The organism is Neobacillus sp. SRL179 (assembly GCF_984799095.1).
The window spans coordinates 1,399,167-1,418,031 of sequence record NZ_OZ481792.1 but is presented as its reverse complement, the minus strand read 5'-3'; the positions used below and the strand labels follow the sequence as shown (position 1 = coordinate 1,418,031).

At 36.1% G+C, this 18,865-nt stretch carries 19 protein-coding genes; 8 read left to right on the top strand and 11 right to left on the bottom strand.

Annotation, left to right across the window (positions count from 1 at the left end):
- The first annotated feature begins 263 nt into the window (after positions 1-263).
- From AC4E8C_RS07000 to AC4E8C_RS06985, 4 genes are all read left to right on the top strand, one after another.
- On the top strand, positions 264-959 hold the full coding sequence (locus AC4E8C_RS07000) for a response regulator transcription factor (protein WP_490211362.1): 696 nt from the start codon (positions 264-266) through the stop codon (positions 957-959).
- On the top strand, positions 956-2,302 hold the full coding sequence (locus AC4E8C_RS06995; RefSeq protein WP_490211361.1) for a sensor histidine kinase: 1,347 nt from the start codon (positions 956-958) through the stop codon (positions 2,300-2,302). Before AC4E8C_RS07000 ends, AC4E8C_RS06995 begins: the two co-directional genes overlap by 4 nt.
- A 67-nt stretch (positions 2,303-2,369) precedes the next feature.
- Positions 2,370-2,975: a PepSY domain-containing protein gene (locus AC4E8C_RS06990; RefSeq protein ID WP_490211359.1), complete on the top strand. Its 606-nt coding sequence runs from the start codon at positions 2,370-2,372 to the stop codon at positions 2,973-2,975.
- 124 nt (positions 2,976-3,099) lie between these two features.
- On the top strand, positions 3,100-3,633 hold the full coding sequence (locus AC4E8C_RS06985; protein WP_490211357.1) for a PepSY domain-containing protein: 534 nt from the start codon (positions 3,100-3,102) through the stop codon (positions 3,631-3,633).
- A 118-nt stretch (positions 3,634-3,751) separates the two neighbouring features.
- On the opposite strand, the gene AC4E8C_RS06980 is transcribed toward AC4E8C_RS06985, so the two are convergent.
- Complete coding sequence (locus AC4E8C_RS06980; RefSeq protein ID WP_490211355.1) at positions 3,752-3,946, bottom strand: IDEAL domain-containing protein; 195 nt, start codon at positions 3,944-3,946, stop codon at positions 3,752-3,754.
- A 226-nt stretch (positions 3,947-4,172) separates the two neighbouring features.
- Here AC4E8C_RS06980 and AC4E8C_RS06975 point away from each other — a divergent pair, with 226 nt between their 5' ends.
- Positions 4,173-5,021, top strand: coding sequence for an alpha/beta fold hydrolase (locus AC4E8C_RS06975; protein WP_490211354.1), 849 nt, complete (start codon positions 4,173-4,175; stop codon positions 5,019-5,021).
- Between the two features lie 87 nt (positions 5,022-5,108).
- Here AC4E8C_RS06975 and AC4E8C_RS06970 read toward each other — a convergent pair whose 3' ends face one another.
- A complete protein-coding gene (locus tag AC4E8C_RS06970; RefSeq protein WP_490211352.1) occupies positions 5,109-5,708 on the bottom strand; it encodes a response regulator in 600 nt (199 codons plus the stop codon).
- A complete protein-coding gene (locus AC4E8C_RS06965) occupies positions 5,705-6,841 on the bottom strand; it encodes a sensor histidine kinase (RefSeq protein WP_490211350.1) in 1,137 nt (378 codons plus the stop codon). The genes AC4E8C_RS06970 and AC4E8C_RS06965 overlap by 4 nt, the downstream gene beginning before the upstream one ends.
- Before the next feature lie 319 nt (positions 6,842-7,160).
- Between AC4E8C_RS06965 and AC4E8C_RS06960 the strand changes: the two genes are divergently transcribed.
- Positions 7,161-7,940: an alpha/beta fold hydrolase gene (locus AC4E8C_RS06960; RefSeq protein WP_490211348.1), complete on the top strand. Its 780-nt coding sequence runs from the start codon at positions 7,161-7,163 to the stop codon at positions 7,938-7,940.
- 84 nt (positions 7,941-8,024) lie between these two features.
- On the opposite strand, the gene AC4E8C_RS06955 is transcribed toward AC4E8C_RS06960, so the two are convergent.
- The 6 genes from AC4E8C_RS06955 to AC4E8C_RS06930 form a co-directional block, all read right to left on the bottom strand.
- Positions 8,025-9,092: an alpha/beta fold hydrolase gene (locus AC4E8C_RS06955; protein WP_490211346.1), complete on the bottom strand. Its 1,068-nt coding sequence runs from the start codon at positions 9,090-9,092 to the stop codon at positions 8,025-8,027.
- A gap of 18 nt (positions 9,093-9,110) precedes the next feature.
- Positions 9,111-9,680 (bottom strand): polyhydroxyalkanoate biosynthesis repressor PhaR, encoded by a 570-nt coding sequence (locus AC4E8C_RS06950; protein WP_490211344.1) that lies wholly within the window; start codon positions 9,678-9,680, stop codon positions 9,111-9,113.
- A 14-nt stretch (positions 9,681-9,694) separates the two neighbouring features.
- On the bottom strand, positions 9,695-10,306 hold the full coding sequence (locus AC4E8C_RS06945) for a hypothetical protein (RefSeq protein WP_490211343.1): 612 nt from the start codon (positions 10,304-10,306) through the stop codon (positions 9,695-9,697).
- Positions 10,293-10,772: a hypothetical protein gene (locus AC4E8C_RS06940; protein WP_490211341.1), complete on the bottom strand. Its 480-nt coding sequence runs from the start codon at positions 10,770-10,772 to the stop codon at positions 10,293-10,295. Before AC4E8C_RS06940 ends, AC4E8C_RS06945 begins: the two co-directional genes overlap by 14 nt.
- 72 nt (positions 10,773-10,844) lie before the next feature.
- Positions 10,845-11,624, bottom strand: a complete 780-nt coding sequence (locus AC4E8C_RS06935; RefSeq protein WP_490211340.1) for an SDR family oxidoreductase — start codon at positions 11,622-11,624, stop codon at positions 10,845-10,847.
- A gap of 19 nt (positions 11,625-11,643) precedes the next feature.
- Positions 11,644-13,275 (bottom strand): long-chain-fatty-acid--CoA ligase, encoded by a 1,632-nt coding sequence (locus AC4E8C_RS06930; protein ID WP_490211338.1) that lies wholly within the window; start codon positions 13,273-13,275, stop codon positions 11,644-11,646.
- A gap of 496 nt (positions 13,276-13,771) precedes the next feature.
- Between AC4E8C_RS06930 and AC4E8C_RS06925 the strand changes: the two genes are divergently transcribed.
- The gene (locus AC4E8C_RS06925) at positions 13,772-14,575 is read left to right on the top strand and encodes an alpha/beta fold hydrolase (RefSeq protein WP_490211337.1); all 804 of its coding nucleotides are present in this window, start codon (positions 13,772-13,774) and stop codon (positions 14,573-14,575) included.
- A gap of 50 nt (positions 14,576-14,625) precedes the next feature.
- Here AC4E8C_RS06925 and AC4E8C_RS06920 read toward each other — a convergent pair whose 3' ends face one another.
- Positions 14,626-15,240 carry a YitT family protein gene (locus tag AC4E8C_RS06920; protein WP_490211336.1) on the bottom strand — a complete coding sequence of 205 codons (615 nt, stop codon included), beginning with the start codon at positions 15,238-15,240 and terminating at the stop codon, positions 14,626-14,628.
- Between the two features lie 165 nt (positions 15,241-15,405).
- Complete coding sequence (locus tag AC4E8C_RS06915) at positions 15,406-17,088, bottom strand: ABC1 kinase family protein (RefSeq protein WP_490211335.1); 1,683 nt, start codon at positions 17,086-17,088, stop codon at positions 15,406-15,408.
- A 410-nt stretch (positions 17,089-17,498) separates the two neighbouring features.
- On the opposite strand from AC4E8C_RS06915, the gene AC4E8C_RS06910 reads away from it, so the two are divergent.
- On the top strand, positions 17,499-18,833 hold the full coding sequence (locus tag AC4E8C_RS06910; protein WP_490211334.1) for a hemolysin family protein: 1,335 nt from the start codon (positions 17,499-17,501) through the stop codon (positions 18,831-18,833).
- Positions 18,834-18,865 lie beyond the last annotated feature (32 nt).

Here is an 18,865-nt window from a genome sequence, read left to right as displayed (position 1 = left end):
GGAGAACATATCTATGAATAAATTTAGAATTTTTCCTAAATTTGCAAAAAAAAAACCATCTAAAGAAGGATTCAAGTTAAGATAATTCAGGCACATTTTACATTTTTTAACCTCTAAATCCGTTTATTGATAAGAAAAATTAGAAAAAGTTTATTACTACTCATAAAAAAAATTTATTAACTCCCAATGAAGGATTTAGCAGTTCCATTGTTGAAATTTTCTAATAAATTAATAAAAATCCATTTTCCCCAAGGGGGAGTACGATGAAAAGAAATTCCATACTCGTGGTTGAGGATGAAGAAAAGATTGCCCGGCTCATTGAATTAGAACTCGAATACGAAGGGTATCTCGTAACAAAGGTAAGTAATGGGCATGAGGCATTAGAAGCGTACAGGCGGAACAATTGGGACCTCATTTTACTTGATGTTATGCTGCCAGGGTTAAGCGGGATAGAAATGCTGCGACGTATACGCTTAAATGACAAGCAAACACCCGTTATATTATTAACTGCTAAGGGATCAATTGAGGATAAAGTATCGGGTCTGGATTATGGGGCAAATGATTATATCACCAAGCCATTTCAAATTGAGGAAGTACTGGCACGAATTCGCGTTGCTTTAAGATCAAAAGAAATTGTACAGAAATTAGAAGATAAATCCATGCTAACATTTTTAGATTTAAGAATGAATCTAAAAACCAGAGAGGTATTTAGAGAAGATATAGAAATTGAGCTAACTCCCAGAGAGTTTGATCTTCTTGTTTATTTAATGATGAATAAACGCCAAGTGCTGCATAGAGACCAAATATTAGAAACAGTTTGGGGTTATGACTTTATGGGCGACACCAATGTTGTTGATGTATATATTCGCTACGTACGAAAAAAATTAGACCTACCCTCTAAACCTGCTTTAATCCATACTGTTCGCGGTGTTGGTTATGTGTTGAAGGAAGCCAAATGAAACTGCGCAATAAAATTAATTTATATACAGCCGTTTTATTTGCCGCCCTTTTACTGATCATGAATGTTTCCGTTTATTTCACCTTTAGTAGGTTAATTCTTGATAGTGAGATTAATACAGCCACAAAGGAAATGGAGAAAATCGCTAAAGATATTGGAAAGTCACTTGGAACTATTCCAGATGATGATCTTTTGCGTTCCTATGTACCCATCAATGGAATGATTCAATTCGTTTCTGCAGATCACAAGAGATTAACTACTGTAACTAGCCCTACTGAGCAAAAGTTAATTGAGCTTAAAACAACCTATTTTTCCGGTGAAATTAGTCAATTCATAGACTATCAGAAAAGATCTTATACATTTGAGTCAATGCCAATAATTTTACAAGATGGCAGTGTCTCCAATCTTCAAGTAATAAAGAGCATTGAAGCTGCCACTACCAATTTAAAAATCCTACGTTATGTCCTAATTGTGATCACGATCCTTGCCCTCATTCCTGTCATTATTTCCAGCAGGCTGTTGAGCAACCTTATTACACGACCAGTCATCTCAATGATTACAACCATGATGGATATTAAGGAAAGTGGTCATTTTAAACGGTTACCGCTCGAAGAACAATCTAAAGATGAATTGTTTCAAATGGGAGAAACTTTTAATCATATGATGGATTTGCTCGAAGCTAATTACGAAAAACAAAGATTATTTGTTTCAAATGCATCACATGAATTTAAAACTCCATTAACCATTATTGAGAGTTATGCCAGCCTATTAAAAAGAAGAGGGACAAAAGAACCTGAACTTTTTGCTGAATCTATTGAGGCTATTCATTCAGAAGCAATTAGAATGAAAGAAATGACAGAGCAATTATTATTATTGGCTAGGCATAATGAACAATGGAAAATCCAAAAAACAAAGATTTCCCTTCATGACTTTTTAAAGCAAACTGTTCATGCATTTGAAAAAGCCTATAATAGAAGAATTATCTTTAATCAAAAAGACACGTTGCTATATAACGCTTATACGGACGAACAAAAACTTCGGCAACTGTTGTTTATTTTACTTGATAATGCCATGAAATATAGTGATGAAGTTATTACAGTCGAAACAGGAATGGAGTATGGGCTAATATTTATTAAAGTAATTGATAAGGGAATTGGTATTAATCAGGAGGAACTCCCTAAGGTATTCGATCGTTTCTATCGGGTTGATAAAGCAAGAAATAGAAAAACAGGTGGATCAGGTCTCGGCTTATCATTAGCGAAGGAAATCGCAGCAGCTATTGGCATCAGAATACAACTTGACAGTAAGGAAGGAATCGGAACAACAGCGACCCTTTATTTATGAAATTCTCAGCGTTTTCTAATATTTATATAAGAAAATAAACGCAAGTTGATATGATGAGGTGAAAAACATGAAGAAAGGGTTATGGCTGGGGAGCTTACTAAGCATTTTATTAGCTTTAGCACTCTATTTTAGTTGGCAAAAACTAGGGAATAACAACCCTTCTGCAGAGTTTATGAACGAAAAAGAGGCACAAACTCTCGTTCAGGATCGGTTTCAAGGAAAAGTCATACAAATCAAGTTAGCTAGACAACAATATCAGATTGAATTAGAAAAACAGGGTAATATTTATGTAATAAAACTTGATGCAAAAAGTGAAAAAATTATTTCATTTAAGAAAGCTAGTTCGAGTAGGGAATTATCAACGGTAGAACCGCCCCCCACATCTCCCCCTGTACCTGAGCAACCAAAAAGACTCACGGAAGCTGATGCAGGAAAAATAGCGCAAGAACAGGTTAATGGGCGGATTGATCATATTTTACTGGAGACAAAAGCTGATATTTCCTATTATCTAGTTGAATTGAAAACGGAAGATAACCGGGAAGCTGTTGTGCAAATTCATGCCATTACCGGTAATGTTATGTCCGTTTCCTGGGATAATCATAACAAAGGTGATGACTACGATGATAGTGCTAGTGATCGTGGAAAGGATTCTTCAAAAAAGGATGATGACTAATAATCAGACTAAAAACACTTTAATTAAACCTTCTCATTAATTTCTAATGATTCTTCACCCCTAATTCTAATCTTATTAGGATATTCTGAACATGTAGAAGAAAACAAATCAAGGAGGAAATTATATGAAGAACAAAGTGTTAGCCGGTGGATTATCTGTATTATTATTATTGGGCGGTGCCATTGCTGTAGGTGCGTCAAAAAATGATACACGTGTGGACGATTCCATTCATCTTGATGACAAAGGATCTAATCCAGTCACCTCTATTAATAATAAAACTATTACAAACCATCTAAGCCAAAAAATTGAGGTCGAAACGGAACATGGGCAAACTAAGGTAAAAGTTGATACGGATGATGACCTTGCCCCTTCAACAAATATTAAAATTATTTCTGCTAATCAAGCGGCTGACATCGCAGCAAGTTCTGTAAATGGGACCGTGGAGGAAATTGAAAAAGAAGTAGAACACGGACAGGTGCAATACAAGGTAGAACTTGAAACAAGTGATGGCGAAGCTTTGGTACGTATTAATGCCGAAACCGGAAAAATTATTAGTGTTGACCAAGATAATGCCAAAAGGAATGACAGCAGTGGTAATGATTCTAAATCAGCTGATGGTGCGCACCATAATAGACATAGCGGCGATGATGACAAGTAATTTACATTTAATTTAATTACTTCCTCCTACACTTTTTAAATGATATAACGGCCAAGAATCCCCAATCTAATTGATTGGGGATTCTTTTTAGGAATAATACATTCGTAAAGTAATTGAATTATGAAATCTTCTTTAGTTCCTCTGTTAATTTGAGGAATAGCTCCTTGTTCCCATCTTGTAGTGTTTGGTCGATTTCCTTACGGATCTTTTCCCTCTTGAATTCAATCAGGGAATTGTTTAAAAACATCTCTGCAACTACTGAATCTGAGTTCTCATTATGTTGTTGTGGTGAATTTAATAATTTCTTTTCCATGGAAATCAACTCCTTAAGCTTTTTTTTATTATACATTGAGTTTTCTAAAAATTCAAACACTTTATTTTGGAAATGGTTATAAATTTTGTCAATTAATTTAGTCTTGGTTTATAAATAACAAACTTCCTGTATTTACCTTTACTCATTTTTATTTTTTTGTTAGCAAGAGGTTCGATTAGGGAACATTAATGGCATCTATTATTGTCTGAAATAGGAGGAAGAATGAATGGAACAAACTGTATTTACGGGCTATCAGAATGTTAATAATATAAATGTTTATTATGAATTTTATCCTAATCAAACATCGAAAAAAACGTTTGTTTTATTGCACGGTTTTCTTTCTTCCACTTTCACATTTCGCCATTTAATTTCCCTTTTAAAAGAAGAGTATCAAGTACTGTCACTGGATTTACCGCCTTTTGGGAAAAGTGCGAAATGTAATCAATATGTGTATTCTTATAAAAACCTAGCACAAACAGTCATCCAACTAACAGAAAATTTAGGATTAACAAATGTAACCTTTATCGGCCATTCTATGGGCGGGCAAATTGTCCTAAATATCCTTCATATGATGCCGAAACTTGCCGATAAAGCCATTCTTCTATGCAGTTCTGCCTATTTAAAGCGCTCAAAATTGCCACTCATTATCACGAGCTATATTCCTTATTTCCATCTGTTTGTGAAATATTACTTTGCACGAACGGGAGTAAAGAAAAATCTCCAAGATGCCCTTTACAATCACTCGATCATTAATGAGGAAATGATTAATGGCTACCTCCAGCCCTTCTTACAAGATGAAATTTTCGTAGCCCTTACTAGAATGATCCGTGATCGTGAAGGAGATCTTCCGGTTGATGCACTTAGACAAATCAAAACTCCTTGTTTACTAATTTGGGGCGAACATGACAAATCGATTCCGTTAAAGTATGGCGAACAATTAAACAATGACCTAGAGAACTCTGAGCTGATTGTATTAAAGGAAACTGGCCATGCCCTTCCAGAAGAACGCCCAATTGAGGTGTTTGACTATATAAAAAATTTCCTTAAGCAAAACCAAACGGCAGCCCACCAGTAATGGATGGGGCTGCCGTTTTAAATTTATTTCCGTTCCTAAGAATAAGAATTTAAGTAAGGACCATTAATCATTTTTAGAACATCCTCTTTACTTAAACCATCCCTTTTCTTTGGATTGAGTGATGGCCTCAATGCGATTTTTAACTTCAAGTTTATCCAAAATAATTGAGATATAGTTGCGGACAGTACCTGTTTTAATGCTGAGTTCCTCTGCAATTTCTTTCGTGTTTTTTCCATCTGCAACTAGCTCTAATACTTCTTTTTCTCGGTCTGTTAATGGATTTTCTTCACCATACACATCATCCATTAATTCAGGAGCATAAATTCGTCTGCCAGCCATTACGCTTCTGATTGAACTGGCTAGTTCTTCACTAGGGCTATCCTTTAATAAATAACCACTAACACCTGCCTTTAATGCACGTTGAAAATAACCAGTACGGGCGAAGGTCGTTAAAATGATTACCTTACAGCCTAGACCTTTAAGCTCTTCCGCTGCCTCCAGTCCACTTTTCCCAGGCATTTCAATATCCATTATGCAGACATCCGGTTGAAATTTCTTCACTAAGGCAACAGCTTCTTCCCCATTTGAAGCCTTTCCGACTACTTCCATATCATCTTCCAGACTAAGTAGTGAACCAAAGGCCCCTAACAACATTTGCTGGTCTTCAGCAATAACAATTTTAATCATTTTCGATCCTCCTTATCCAATGGCTTGGCATCATTCGGCACCCTGATAATTAAGGTTGTTCCATTCTTTGTCAAGAGCTCCAAATTGCCATTAATAAATTCCAGCCGTTCTTTCATTCCAATTAGTCCATGTCCCTTGGTTAAAGTATCAGGCTCACCCTTAAAAACGCCATCATCCCGAATGGTCAGGACAGTTTCTTTCCATGATTGTATGACAGAAATGAAACAATTTTTGGCCTCACTGTGCTTTACTACATTATTTACTGCCTCTTTTAGGCACATGCTAAGTATATTCTCGGTTAATAAAGAAACATTCGAAAGGATGACTTCACCCTCAATAGTAATGTTGATCTGTGCTGCTTTAATGATCTCTTTAACCCGAATAATTTCATCTTTCAAGCGAATACCCCGCATGGAGGAAACCATTTTTCTTACTTCACTTAACGCTGTCCTCGCAGTCTGCTGGACATCCTTTAATTCATTCCGGGCCTGGTCAGGATCTTTGGAAATTAATTTTCGGGCCAAATCTGACTTTAACCCAATCAAGGAGAGCTTTTGTCCAAGCGTATCATGGAGGTCTCGGGCAATTCGATTTCTTTCCTCCAATTTTACTAGTTCGGAGATTCTTTTATTAGCATCCTCCAGCTTTTCTTCGAGCTGTCCCCTCTCCTTCCGATTATGTATGCTAAACGGCAGTAGAATCACGCTAATCCAAATGATGATCACAAAAGGAAGCTGAGTAAGAAATAATTTTTCATGCATAACAATGTTATAGTTTATTGAGGCAGAAGTACTAATTAAATGAATAAAGTACAAAGTAAGAAAAGCAATTCTGTCTTTAATATTGCCTATAAAATAAGCAAGAAAAAAAGCAAAATAAACATAGCTGAAAAGACTTGCCGCCGTAATAGAAATTCCAATTAAAATTAAAGTCCAAAGATAAACAGGCCATCCTTTTGAAATAAAGGCAATTCTATAGAGGATAAAGAAAACGAGGGTAAGTAAAACACCCACTACAATTTCAATTGTAGAAGGGGATTGAAAGATAAAGTAAAAAGGCAGTATGCACAGAATTGTCCAAATGTACGGTGCAATCCCATTATTTTTTTGAAAGGTCATATACCTTTTTATCATAAACAAAACCCCATTTTCCAAAAATTACTTTATACTCTTATTTTAGCTGAAATCCTTCCATCTTTAAACCTTCCAAACTTCTCTAATCGTTTATCCTCATAGTATAGAGAAAAATACAAAACCTTAAAAGTAATAAATATCATCGACAAGACATGATATTTGTCATTGTTATCAGTCAGTCTCATATATGTATTTTACATATAAATGGTAATAAATAAATCCAAAGCCTTATATAATAAATTAGTCGGAATATTAAAAATGTTTACACCTTACAAATCTTGGCAACATATGTTTATAAAAACAATAGGAGGAATCCATATTGGGAGAAGTATTTAACGTTTGCTCCAAAATTCCTTATTTGCGATTTGGTGTAGGTGAACCTTTAGTGTTTATTCATGGGCTGGGAGAAGTAAAAGAGGGCTGGTCTAATCAATTTGAATTTGCCGACCAATATGACTTAATTATTCCTGATTTAAGAGGACATGGTGAATATACAGAGCCTGGTGAGATATCCATTAAAAATTTTGCCGAAGATGTCATCCTATTATTAAAAGGGCTTGGAATTGAAAGCGCACACATATGTGGCTTATCCATGGGGGGAATGGTGGCCCAAGAGATTTATCGTCAGGCACCTGAAATTTGCCGATCTTTAATGCTTGTAAGTACGTTCCATTATGCACCAAAACATTTTGGGAAATTGTTCTTAAAATTCCGAAAGGCTCGTGCTGAAAATAAATCCCCAGAAGTTTTAAGGGAAACGGCTGCAAAGATTTGCCTCTATTCATGGTCGAAAGAAAATTTTGAGAACTTTTATGAATTTTATCAACCAAATAGTGAATTCTATTTTAAGGCAATGGAAGCCTGCCTTAAAGTAAATAATCTATGTTTACTTCCTAAGATTAAAGTGCCAACCTTAATTATTGGTGGCCAGTATGATTCTGTGATTCCCGTTTGGGTTCAATTATTGATGCATAAACAAATACCTCATTCAGATTTTGTTATCTTCAGAAATTCTGGACACATTGCCAAGTTAGAAGCGAAGGATGAGTTTAATACAGTACTTCGCACATTTTTAAATAAACATAAAATAGCAAGCTAAGGGGGAAGATCCGTCTTCCCTCTCCCCCATTGCCCACACTTATTATATATTTACTTGTACCCAACTTTATTACACATTAATTAACTAAAGTAGATAAGAGCGACTTGAAGCCCATTTATCGACAATACCTGCGAATATACCAGACAGGGCTAAACCAACATGCCCTGATTCAACTGAGATATAGGTTTTATCCTCACTAGAAACCAAATCCATAATTGGCTTACTTTGTTCTTCTATAATTAGATTATCCCTAGACCCAGAAACTACAAAAAGATTTGCCTTAATATTGCTAAGATCTACCTTTTTATTTCCAACTATAAATTCCCCTTTTACTAGCTTGTTATCCCTAATCAAATCAGAGGCTAATTGTCTATACGCCTCTCCAGCAAAAGGAACCTGATCAATGGTCCATTTATTCATGCGACGCCATTTATCTACATAGCGCTGGTCATGAGCCCGATGTAAAAGCATCGTATAGTTTGTAAAATAAATAGGGGCTCCAACTGCTCTAAACATCATTTCAACATATTTAGGAGGGACGACCCCATAAACATCGAGAAAATGATCGATATTAAATTCTCCTTGTTTGAGTCCCTCCACCCACTTATCTGGTCCGATAAAAGTAGTAAAATCTATTGGAACGGTAGCTACAATTAAATTTTTGATTGGTTCTTCGGCAATTGAAGCATAAATTGAAGCAATTGTTCCGCCTAAACAGTAACCAACAAGCGTGATTTCCTCAGCCCCAGAGTGACGGATTGCCCTCTTTACTGCTGTTTTCAAATATTTCTCGATGTAGGTGTCGAGCCCAACTTTCTTATCTTCATAACCAGGTGAACCCCAGTCCAATAAATACACTTCATATCCCATATCGGTGAGTTTCTTAATTACACTTGTTCTTGGCTCAATATCTAGAATATATGGCTTATTAAAGAGCGAATAGACGAAGAAAAGAGGGATTTGATATCTCCTTTCTTCAGCAGGATAATGCCATAGAACTGATTTGTTCTTTCTCCATACTTCATTTCGTGGTGTCTGCCCCATAGTTGGCTCAGGTTCACTTAGTACCTTAAAAAGATGTGACCATCGCTTCATTTCTTTCTCATAATCTACTTCTGGTAATAACCCCATCAATGGTAAATCTGTCGCCAACTTATTTTTCTCCCCTTCCTATTCTATTCCAGCACCGACACCAGTTAAGACCTTTTCTGTTCCCTTATCCGCCTTGATAAGATCTTTAATTGTCTCAAATTCATGTTTAAAATCATTTAATTTTAATAGTTCAAATTTCATTTCCTGCAGTTCAGCCTGTAAATTCTTTGTATCACCAAGTTCCTTTTTTGTTTTTACTAATTCTGTTTTTAATTGCTTTGTTAACTTAATCATTTCATGTGATACTTCAACAATACTTTCAATCTCTTTACTTTGTGACTTAACCGAATCTTGTAAATCCCATAATTGCTCCTCTAGTGCTTCTATCTTTTCCTCAGCTTGAATGGTTAAGTTTGCAACATTGGTTACATCATTTTTAGTTGGTAAGTTAAGTACGCTTGCGAATGCTTCTTGATTCTTTTTAAAGCCTTCCAAATAACGGGACTGTATTTCAGTCCCTACTTGAGACATTTTTAGAAATTCCTTGTTATTAGTCCAAAGATAGATAAAGTCATTAATCTGCTTTTCCCACAGCAAACTAAACTTATGCAGGGACTCATAAGGATCATACGTTTTTTTATCAGTCATTTACATTCACCCCATTAAGCTTTTGTTAACTCAGATACACTTTTTAAATATTTTTGAAATGGAAACAAACTTGTTTTTACTTGCTTAGCAAATAAGTTCACAAATAACTTTTGATTCTCATATAAAACATTGCTTGTTTTCTTAACACTTTCAATATATTTCTCCCGGCTATTCTTTCTAAAAGAGATGTATTGTTCCACTGTTTCGATGTACTTTTCAAGTGTCTGAAAGTGCCCAGTTGTTAATGCCTGGGCTGGTGTTAACAACAATTGTGTCGTTTTATTTTGAATATCTTCAACAACTCGATTGATTTCTTCATATGACCTTACAGGGAAAAAGTTCTGTAATGATGTAGTGGTCACTAGCAATTCTTCACGAACGGCTTTTTCCCAATCTTTAAGCTCCACACTAAACTGTGCTGCTACAGTAATTACATTTTCTTGATTTTGTTTAATCTGTTCAACGTAGTCCTTGACAGCCTGCAAAAATCTTGCATCACGTTTGTTATAGCGCTCTGCCCATGCATCTAATTCATCAAATCCAAGTTTCCATAAAAGGTCCAAACTTGTTAATTCCTTATCTAGTTCAGCAGATTCTTGATACTCTTTTTGATTATTCTCTGTCATTGTCTTTTTCCTCCATATCCAATTCAAGTTCAAATAATTGCTTTAATTCCAGCAGATCTTTTTTTAATGTATTTCTTTTGTAGATACGTATTTCCCTTACTTCCCTTTTTAAAAAAGTGAACCACTCATCCCACAACTTCCTCACCGTTTTCAGTTGTTCTCGGTTTCCTTTTAGTATGTGAGCAGCCAAATAGGAGGTTTCATCCATTGAATCTACTTTCTCTTGGCATTCTATTATTCTATTAGCAAGCGATGCTAGTTCATCTTTAGTGGCAAGGTTTAATTGATGTAACCACCTTGTGGTAATCCTTCTCTTAACCCGCATCTGTTTAAGATGACACTCCATTGCCCTGCTATATGCCGTTAAAAAGGCCCGTGTATTTGTGTGGGTATGAATGATATTATTCATTTCTGCTTCCATTATTTTATAGAAGGAAATTACGTCTTCATCGCTCTTAAATTCCATTAAAATCCTCTTAACTAACCAGTTGGTATATTAAAGTAACAATTTCATAAACTTTCGTCATGCTAACAACATTTATTGAACGGAAGCCGAGGTTCCTCCATCAACTACCAATACATGGCCAAATACATAATTAGAAGCATCTGAAGCTAAAAACAATGCAGGTCCCTTTAAGTCATCATCGGATCCAAATCGACCTGCAGGTGTTCGCTCGAGTATTTTTTCACCCGAATAATCCAAGATTGCCTTTGCCATTTTCGTAGGGAAGAATCCTGGTGCAATAGCATTGACATGGACATTATACGGTGCTAATTTTACAGCTAGGTCTTTGGTTAGGGTTATAACCGCCCCCTTACTAGCCGAATAACCAATTGCATCCATTACCGATGGATCTTGGCCCCCTAAGCCGGCAATTGAAGCAATGTTGATGATTTTACCGCTCTTTTGTTCGACCATTATTTTCCCAACAGCTTGAGAAAATAAGAAAACACCCTTTAAGTTAATATCCATTACTTTATCCCATTTATCCTCTGGCATTTCCAAGGCCGGTGCTCCCCAGCTTGTCCCACTGTTATTAACCAAAATATCGATACGGCCAAATTCCTTCATGGTTTCTTCAACGACATGTTGAATATCATCGGAATTAGAAACATCACATTTTATGCCAAGGGCACGGACCCCTTTTTCTTGAAGGGCTTCGGTGAATTGTTTACATGCATCTAAATTTCTTGAACAGACAACAACATTAGCACCTGCCTCTGCATAGGCGGTTGCAATCTGTTGTCCTAATCCCCTTCCACCGCCCGTTATAATCGCTGTTTTTCCTGTTAAACTAAAAAGCTCTTGAATTTTCATTTATTTCTCCTTCTTTCAATTAAGCTTTTACTTTTGCTATCTCTTGATCTCGTAACACTCTTCGAAGCAACTTTCCGACAGATGACTTTGGAAGCTCAGGGAGAATTTCTACTTCCTTTGGTGCCTTATATGGGGCCAGGTTTTCCTTACCAAATTGTTTAATTTGCTCTGTTGTAATCGTATAGCCCACTTTTAATTTGACGTATGCTTTGACAGTTTCTCCACGGTATGGATCTGGTACACCGACAACAAGTGCCTCTTCCACCGCTTCTAGTTGATAAAGGACCTCTTCAATTTCACCCGGATAAACATTGTAGCCGCTCGCAATAATCATATCCTTTTTGCGATCTACAATATAAAAATAGCCATCTTCATCCATTTTGGCGATATCACCTGTAAACAACCAGCCATCTATTATGGTTGAAGCTGTTTCCTCTGGACGATTCCAATATCCCTTCATGACCTGAGGACCTTGAATAACCAATTCTCCTGGTTCTCCTACAGGCGCATCTATATATCCATTATCTGTTTCAAGTACAATTCTCGCCGTTGTACTTTGAACGGGTATTCCAACACTTCCATATTTTCTCGGTACAAATGGAGGGCTAAAAATGGCGGTTGGAGCTGATTCAGATAGGCCGTAGCCATCCAGCAATTTTGCACCAGTTCTTTTTTCGAACAATTTTGCTGCTTCAACTGGCAATGGTGCACCGCCACAGCTTATGTAATAAAGTTGATCGAAACCGCACTCTTCTAAACCTGGCTGACTGTTTAAAGCAAAGAACATGGTTGGAACACCAGACATTTGGAATGGTTTCTCCCGCTTAACGGTCTCCATTACTTCCTTTGGATCAAACCGTGGTAAAATGATTTGGTTTGCGCCTTCCCGAATCCCGCAAAGGGCAGTACTGGAAAGTCCATAAACATGGAACATTGGCAGAACCGTTATCATTTTGAAGTCATCTGGCTTTTCACAGGTTTTATAGGCGAAGTCACATACCTGATTGAAATTTGCTAATAAATTCGTATGTGTGAGCATAACACCTTTGGAAGGACCAGTCGTTCCCCCGGTGTATTGAAGCAAGGCTACATCTTCATGAGGGTCAATTTCCACTTTTGGAAGGTTTACATTTTCCTGAAGGAATTCTTCAAAATATTGATCACCTTCATCGAGGACTGACCGCTCACCCCCAAAACTAACTACAATGACTTTTTTCAATAAAGTTTTTGGTTTAACGTTTTTAATTTTTGGGTAAAGACTATCAAGAACAATCAAATATTCTGAACCAGAATCATTCAAAACGTGTTCAATTTCTCTTTCCACATACATAGGATTAACCTGAACAGCAATCCCACCAAGCTGGAAAACCCCAAATAAAGTAAAAATATAGTGAGGAGAATTAGGAAGCATGACGGCAAATCGATCATTTTTTTGAAAATCTTCCTTAAAAAGTCCGGCTGCAAATCGATCCGTAATTACCTTGGTTTCATTGAAACTCCAAACCCTTCCATAAAAGGTGAGTGCAGGTCTGTTTTTATAACGGTTTACTGCTCCTTGCAAAAAATCATAAAGGGATTCATGTTCAATACTTACATGCTCATCAATTCTTGGATCATAAACTTTCAACCACGGTTTTTGCTGATAAACCATTTAGCTGCCTCCTCAAATTTGAATGTTTGCTTGCAAATATCCTCTTTAATCATCGCTGCAATTCTAAGAAGTAGTCTTTAATTAATTAGAATATTAATATAATTATGATTATTGTAGAAAAACAAGTATTTGTAAACCCTATCATTTTCGACAAATTTCCACAATAAGCCAGTTTAATAGAATATTATCGTGTTTTTATTAACCAAAAATCAATATTGACAGTCCTTTAATTCTGCTATTTTCCACCTTTTGTCGAAGAACGTCATTGAAAATGTCGAAATATTTTTTATTCCCTTAAAATACTAGAATTATTAATTCCATTTTTCTTCGTTGTAATGCATTCGGCTTCCTTCAAATGAGGAATCAATTAATATATTTGTATAAAGCTAAATTAAAACATCAGTCACGTTCTTTGTATTGTCTCTTTTTGTTCTTTGTAAATAAAATTTTTCATATAATTTACCGTTATCATACTTTTATAAAAGGAGAGGATATTTTGCCTATTACAAATGCTAATGGAATTGACTTATATTATGAAGTTCATGGTGAGGGAGAACCATTATTGCTAATCATGGGGTTGTCCCTAAACTCGAAATCTTGGTTTAGAACTTTACCAGCTTTAAGTAAGGAATTTAAGGTCATTATTTTTGATAATCGCGGGGTTGGTCATAGTGGGAAACCTAATACCCCTTATTCCATTGAACTTATGGCAGAAGATGCAAGAAGCGTCCTAGATGCAGCTGGTGTTGAAACTGCACATGTTTATGGTATTTCCATGGGAGGGATGATTGCCCAAAGGTTAGCCCTTAAATATCCTAATAGAATTAGGTCCTTAATCTTGGGTTGTACAACCTCTGGTGGTGAAAATCATGTACAGCCTGGGACTGAAGTCTCAATGCTTATGCTCTCTAGGGGCTCTTCCACTGCAACTCCTGAAGAAGTGGCATGGGCTACTGCTCCTATACTGTATAGTTCTTCTTTTATAGAGAACCAACGGGTATTAGTGGCAGAGGATATTGAAAAAAGGACCGAAATTCCCATCCAGCCCTATGCTTATATTTTGCAGCTCCAAGCCTGTCTTGCCCATGATACCTACAACGAAATTAACACGATTACAGCTCCTACATTAGTTATCCATGGTGATGCTGACCGGCTTGTTCCTTATGAAAATGGGGTCACCTTAGCGGAGAAGATACCAAACGCAGAATTTTTAACCATTAAAGGTGCAGGTCACATTTATGTTACAGAAGCCAATGACCTCGTGAACAATAGAGTCCTTGACTTTTTAAAAAGACAGTAAAAATAAAAAATGCCCAAATACACGAACGTAGTTGGGCCTTTTTTACAATGTCAATGATTAATAGAAAAATCAATTGTCTTATATGCTACCAAAAAGGTAAGTAATGAATAGATGGCCTTTATTAGACCATAAATAAATATTGAACTCCCAAAAATGAAGAAATTAAATAATAGAATATACTGTCCAATTGAAAAAGGGGACCGATTACTAAACAAGATAGCTAAAACCTCCGTCCCATCTAAACAACCACCAAACCTAATCGTTATCCCCACTCCTAAACCTAAAATAATCCCTCCAAAGAGGATGACCAAAATAGGGTTCTCCGTTAAAACGGGAAATGGTTCTAATAGATAGGTCCCTAGTGAAAGGACGAGGATAGCGCAAAGGCTCAACAAGAGGAACCTTCTGCCAATGAATGAATACGCAATGAGGAAAAATGGTGTATTCAAAAGCAACAGAAACAGACCCACTTCTTCACGAGTGATTTGAGATAAAATGATGCTAATTCCAATAATTCCACCATCGATTACATAATTTTTCACTAAAAATAATTGCAATGAAATAGCCACTAGCATAGCACCACAAATAATAAAACAAACTCGCTTACAAAGTGATATCTCATCTCTTCTGCTTTCAATATAAGATCCTATTCTCGCTCTATACATTTAAGTCCCCTTTTACCCCAAACTAACTTCCTATGTATTTATAATTATATTCTTCTAATCAGAAAGTATCACACTATTAATGCCATAAAAAAACACCATAAACAAATAAGTTTAATTGTTACATGGTGTTCTTCAGATTCTATTAGATTAATACGGAAATGTACATTAAAATCTTCCTGATTTAAATATTGAATATAACAGCCAGAAAAACATTGCAGTACCAATGCCAAACCCAATATCAATTATAGGAACTTTAGTTAGGAGGAATGATGTTTGTCCTGCTAATGATGCTCCAATGATGACTCCCACCATGATAATGCTAAAGGAAAGCAATACAATACTGAACGATAAACGATTACTGATCCGATTTAATCTTTTTAAAAATAAATCTAACTCCGGTGTCGTAATTTCAATTTTCATCTTACCTTTTTTCATCACGGAGGTAAAATCTTTAATAGAATTGGGCAGGTCATTTACTAATTCGCTGTATTCAAATAAGTAATTGCGAACTTTATCGGCCAGACTTTTTGGATTTAATCGCTCCTTTATCAATTGCTTTCCAAAAGGTTCAGCCACTTTAATAATGCTTAAGGAAGGGTCTAGCTTTTCAACAATCCCCTCCAGAGTAAGCAGCGTTTTTCCTAATAAAGTTAAATCTGTTGGAATCTGAATCCTATGTCGAAATGCAACTGAAAACAGCTCATTAACTGCCAGACCAAGGCTCATTTCACTAAAGGGAATACTGCTATATTTTTCCCGAAGCAAATCTATATCCGCTCTTAATCTATTTCGGTCGACATCCTCCGGCACCAGCCCCATACTAGTGAAGGTTCTGACTACATCTTCGGTATTTTGATTCTTCAACGCAATTACAAAGGAAGCAACATGTGTTTTCATATCGGGAGTTAACCTGCCAATAATTCCAAAATCTAAAAATGCAACCGCGTCACCCGGTAAAGCTAGAATATTACCTGGATGGGGATCGCCATGAAAGAAGCCATCTATTAAAATTTGCTGAAAAATGGCATGGACAACGGTTTCGGCCAGGATCTTACTATCATACCCCCCTGACTCTAACTTTTCTGTTTCATTTAATTTAATTCCTTCCATATACTCCATTGTCAATACTTTTGTCGTGGTGTATTCCCAGAAAATTTTCGGAATTATTACCTTTGGGTTATTTTTAAACTGTCTGGCTATCCTTTCCGTGTTGCGTCCTTCATTTTCATAGTCTAATTCTAAACGGATAGAATGGACTAATTCTGCAACGATTTCACGGATTTGATATCTTTCTGCCCATTCCAACCTAGATTCAGCCAGCCTTGCTAAATCCTGTAATATCTCTAAGTCTGTTTCAACCAACTGATGAATATTAGGGCGTTGAACTTTTACTGCTACCCTCTCACCTGTTAATAGAACAGCTGAATGAACCTGACCAATCGATGCTGCGGCTAAAGGAACTTCATTAAATTCGGTAAAAAGATTTTCCATTGGTTCTGAAAACTCTTGATTAATAATATGTTTCACTTCTTCACAAGAGAATGGCGGAACTTGGTCCTGCAGTTTCACTAGTTCTTCGATAATGTCAGCAGGAATGACGTCGGGTCTAGTGCTGGCAATTTGACCCACTTTAATAAACGTGGGACCTAGTTCCTCCAAAAATAATCTAATTCTCTCGCCTGTTGTTTTGTTATGAATGGTTTTATTACTTTCCGCAAATACCTTTTTTGGGATTGATAATAGATCGAGGAGCCCTAATTCATTCATGACATATCCGAAACCATATCGGGTAATGGAATAAACAATATCCCGGTAGCGTTGAATATGACGGATCCGTTTCTTAAGCATATTCACCACTCCATAATTTAATAGAATAATTATCTCATTTTCTAAACCTTCTCACGTTTTTCCAACATTTTCAATTATATTTAGGTGAATTCTTATTTTGTTCATTCTTTTATTGCAGCTTATGAAAAAGTCTTCAAAAATAAACAATTTCTTTCAGATTTTCCCCAACTATCAATTATTAAAACTTATTTCTTTAACAAAAATTATCTTCAACGGCAAACAAAAACATGAACTAAGGTTCATGTTTTTGTTTGCTTTCCTACAGATTTTATGTAATAATTGAACTATTGTTCAATTTTATTCATTACCTAATTTACTGAAAGATTACTAGAATAGTACGTTCTACACGTATTTAGTAAATTTTATTATATGAACTGGAGGTGTAGGCCTTACATTAGTAAGGCTATACATTGGAAATTGTTAACCTGATCATCATTGCCATCTTAATTGCACTAACTGCTTTTTTTGTTGCGGTTGAGTTTGCAATTGTAAAAGTAAGAGGGACTCGTATCGATCAACTTATTAAAGAGGAAAAAAAGGGAGCAATGGCTGCTAAACAAGTAGTTACACATTTGGATGAATATTTATCTGCCTGTCAGCTCGGGATCACCATTACAGCGCTGGGCTTAGGCTGGATGGGACAGCCCACTGTTGCAAAACTGCTTGAGCCAGTATTTCACTTTTTTCAATTAAATCAATCTATCACAGATATCTTGTCCATTGTGTTTGCCTTTGCAATCGTGACCTTTATTAATGTGGTAGTTGGTGAATTAGCACCTAAATCCTTTGCCATTCAAAAAGCAGAGTCCATTACACTCATATTTGCAAAACCGATCATTTGGTTTTATAAAATATTTTATCCCTTTATCTGGATTCTAAATCATTCATCTAGAATGTTAGTAGGTTTTTTCGGACTAAAACCAGCTTCTGAAAACGACTTAGCCCATTCAGAAGAAGAATTACGTATTATCCTATCCGAAAGCTATCAAAGCGGAGAAATAAATGAATCAGAATTAACTTATGTGAATAACGTGTTTGATTTTAATAATCGTATAGCTAAAGAAATTATGGTACCTAGGACGGAAATTGTCAGTATCTCAGTGGACGATAAACCTGAAGAAATCCTTTCATTAATGAAGGAACAAAAGTACACGCGTTATCCCGTTATTAATGGAGACAAAGATAACATAATTGGCGTTGTGAACGTAAAGGATATCCTAACCACACAAATTATTCATAAAGATTTGACTCCAATTCATTCACTCACACCTTTTATCAAACCAGTTATCAGCGTGATTGAAAACGTACCTATTCATAACTTATTGCTAAAACTGCAAAAAGAAAGAATTCACATGGCAATTTTGTTAGATGAGTTTGGGGGGACGTCCGGTCTGGTGACAATTGAAGATATCATCGAGGAAATTGTCGGTGAAATACGGGATGAATTTGATGCGGATGAAATACCTGAGGTCCGCAAAGTAGCAGAGCAGCACTATATTGTGAGCGGTAAGGTTTTGATTGAAACCATCAACGACCATTTAGGAACAACAATTTCAAGTAAGGATTTGGACACTATTGGCGGCTGGTTTCTTTCCAATAAATTTGAAGCTAAAATTGGGGATTATCTGGATTTTGAGGGCTATTCCTTTAAGATAACGGAAATGGAAGAACATCATATTTTATATATAGAAATTAAAAAGATAGCAGAAATAGACTATCCTCTTCTACAAACGTCTATCTCCTAACGATTAAAACACGGACTGAATGATCGAATTCA

What these genes read in the sequence shown, in the direction of transcription:
- AC4E8C_RS06940 (WP_490211341.1), bottom strand. Translation starts at nt 10,772, where the DNA reads ATGGAATTTAAGAGCGATGAAGACGTAATTTCCTTCTATAAAATAATG.
- AC4E8C_RS06935 (WP_490211340.1), bottom strand. Translation starts at nt 11,624, where the DNA reads ATGAAAATTCAAGAGCTTTTTAGTTTAACAGGAAAAACAGCGATTATA.
- AC4E8C_RS06920 (WP_490211336.1), bottom strand. Translation starts at nt 15,240, where the DNA reads ATGTATAGAGCGAGAATAGGATCTTATATTGAAAGCAGAAGAGATGAG.
- AC4E8C_RS06945 (WP_490211343.1), bottom strand. Translation starts at nt 10,306, where the DNA reads ATGACAGAGAATAATCAAAAAGAGTATCAAGAATCTGCTGAACTAGAT.
- AC4E8C_RS06965 (WP_490211350.1), bottom strand. Translation starts at nt 6,841, where the DNA reads ATGATAAAAAGGTATATGACCTTTCAAAAAAATAATGGGATTGCACCG.
- AC4E8C_RS06930 (WP_490211338.1), bottom strand. Translation starts at nt 13,275, where the DNA reads ATGGTTTATCAGCAAAAACCGTGGTTGAAAGTTTATGATCCAAGAATT.
- AC4E8C_RS06975 (WP_490211354.1), top strand. Translation starts at nt 4,173, where the DNA reads ATGGAACAAACTGTATTTACGGGCTATCAGAATGTTAATAATATAAAT.
- AC4E8C_RS06970 (WP_490211352.1), bottom strand. Translation starts at nt 5,708, where the DNA reads ATGATTAAAATTGTTATTGCTGAAGACCAGCAAATGTTGTTAGGGGCC.
- AC4E8C_RS06950 (WP_490211344.1), bottom strand. Translation starts at nt 9,680, where the DNA reads ATGACTGATAAAAAAACGTATGATCCTTATGAGTCCCTGCATAAGTTT.
- AC4E8C_RS06980 (WP_490211355.1), bottom strand. Translation starts at nt 3,946, where the DNA reads ATGGAAAAGAAATTATTAAATTCACCACAACAACATAATGAGAACTCA.
- AC4E8C_RS06915 (WP_490211335.1), bottom strand. Translation starts at nt 17,088, where the DNA reads ATGCTTAAGAAACGGATCCGTCATATTCAACGCTACCGGGATATTGTT.
- AC4E8C_RS06995 (WP_490211361.1), top strand. Translation starts at nt 956, where the DNA reads ATGAAACTGCGCAATAAAATTAATTTATATACAGCCGTTTTATTTGCC.
- AC4E8C_RS06985 (WP_490211357.1), top strand. Translation starts at nt 3,100, where the DNA reads ATGAAGAACAAAGTGTTAGCCGGTGGATTATCTGTATTATTATTATTG.
- AC4E8C_RS06990 (WP_490211359.1), top strand. Translation starts at nt 2,370, where the DNA reads ATGAAGAAAGGGTTATGGCTGGGGAGCTTACTAAGCATTTTATTAGCT.
- AC4E8C_RS07000 (WP_490211362.1), top strand. Translation starts at nt 264, where the DNA reads ATGAAAAGAAATTCCATACTCGTGGTTGAGGATGAAGAAAAGATTGCC.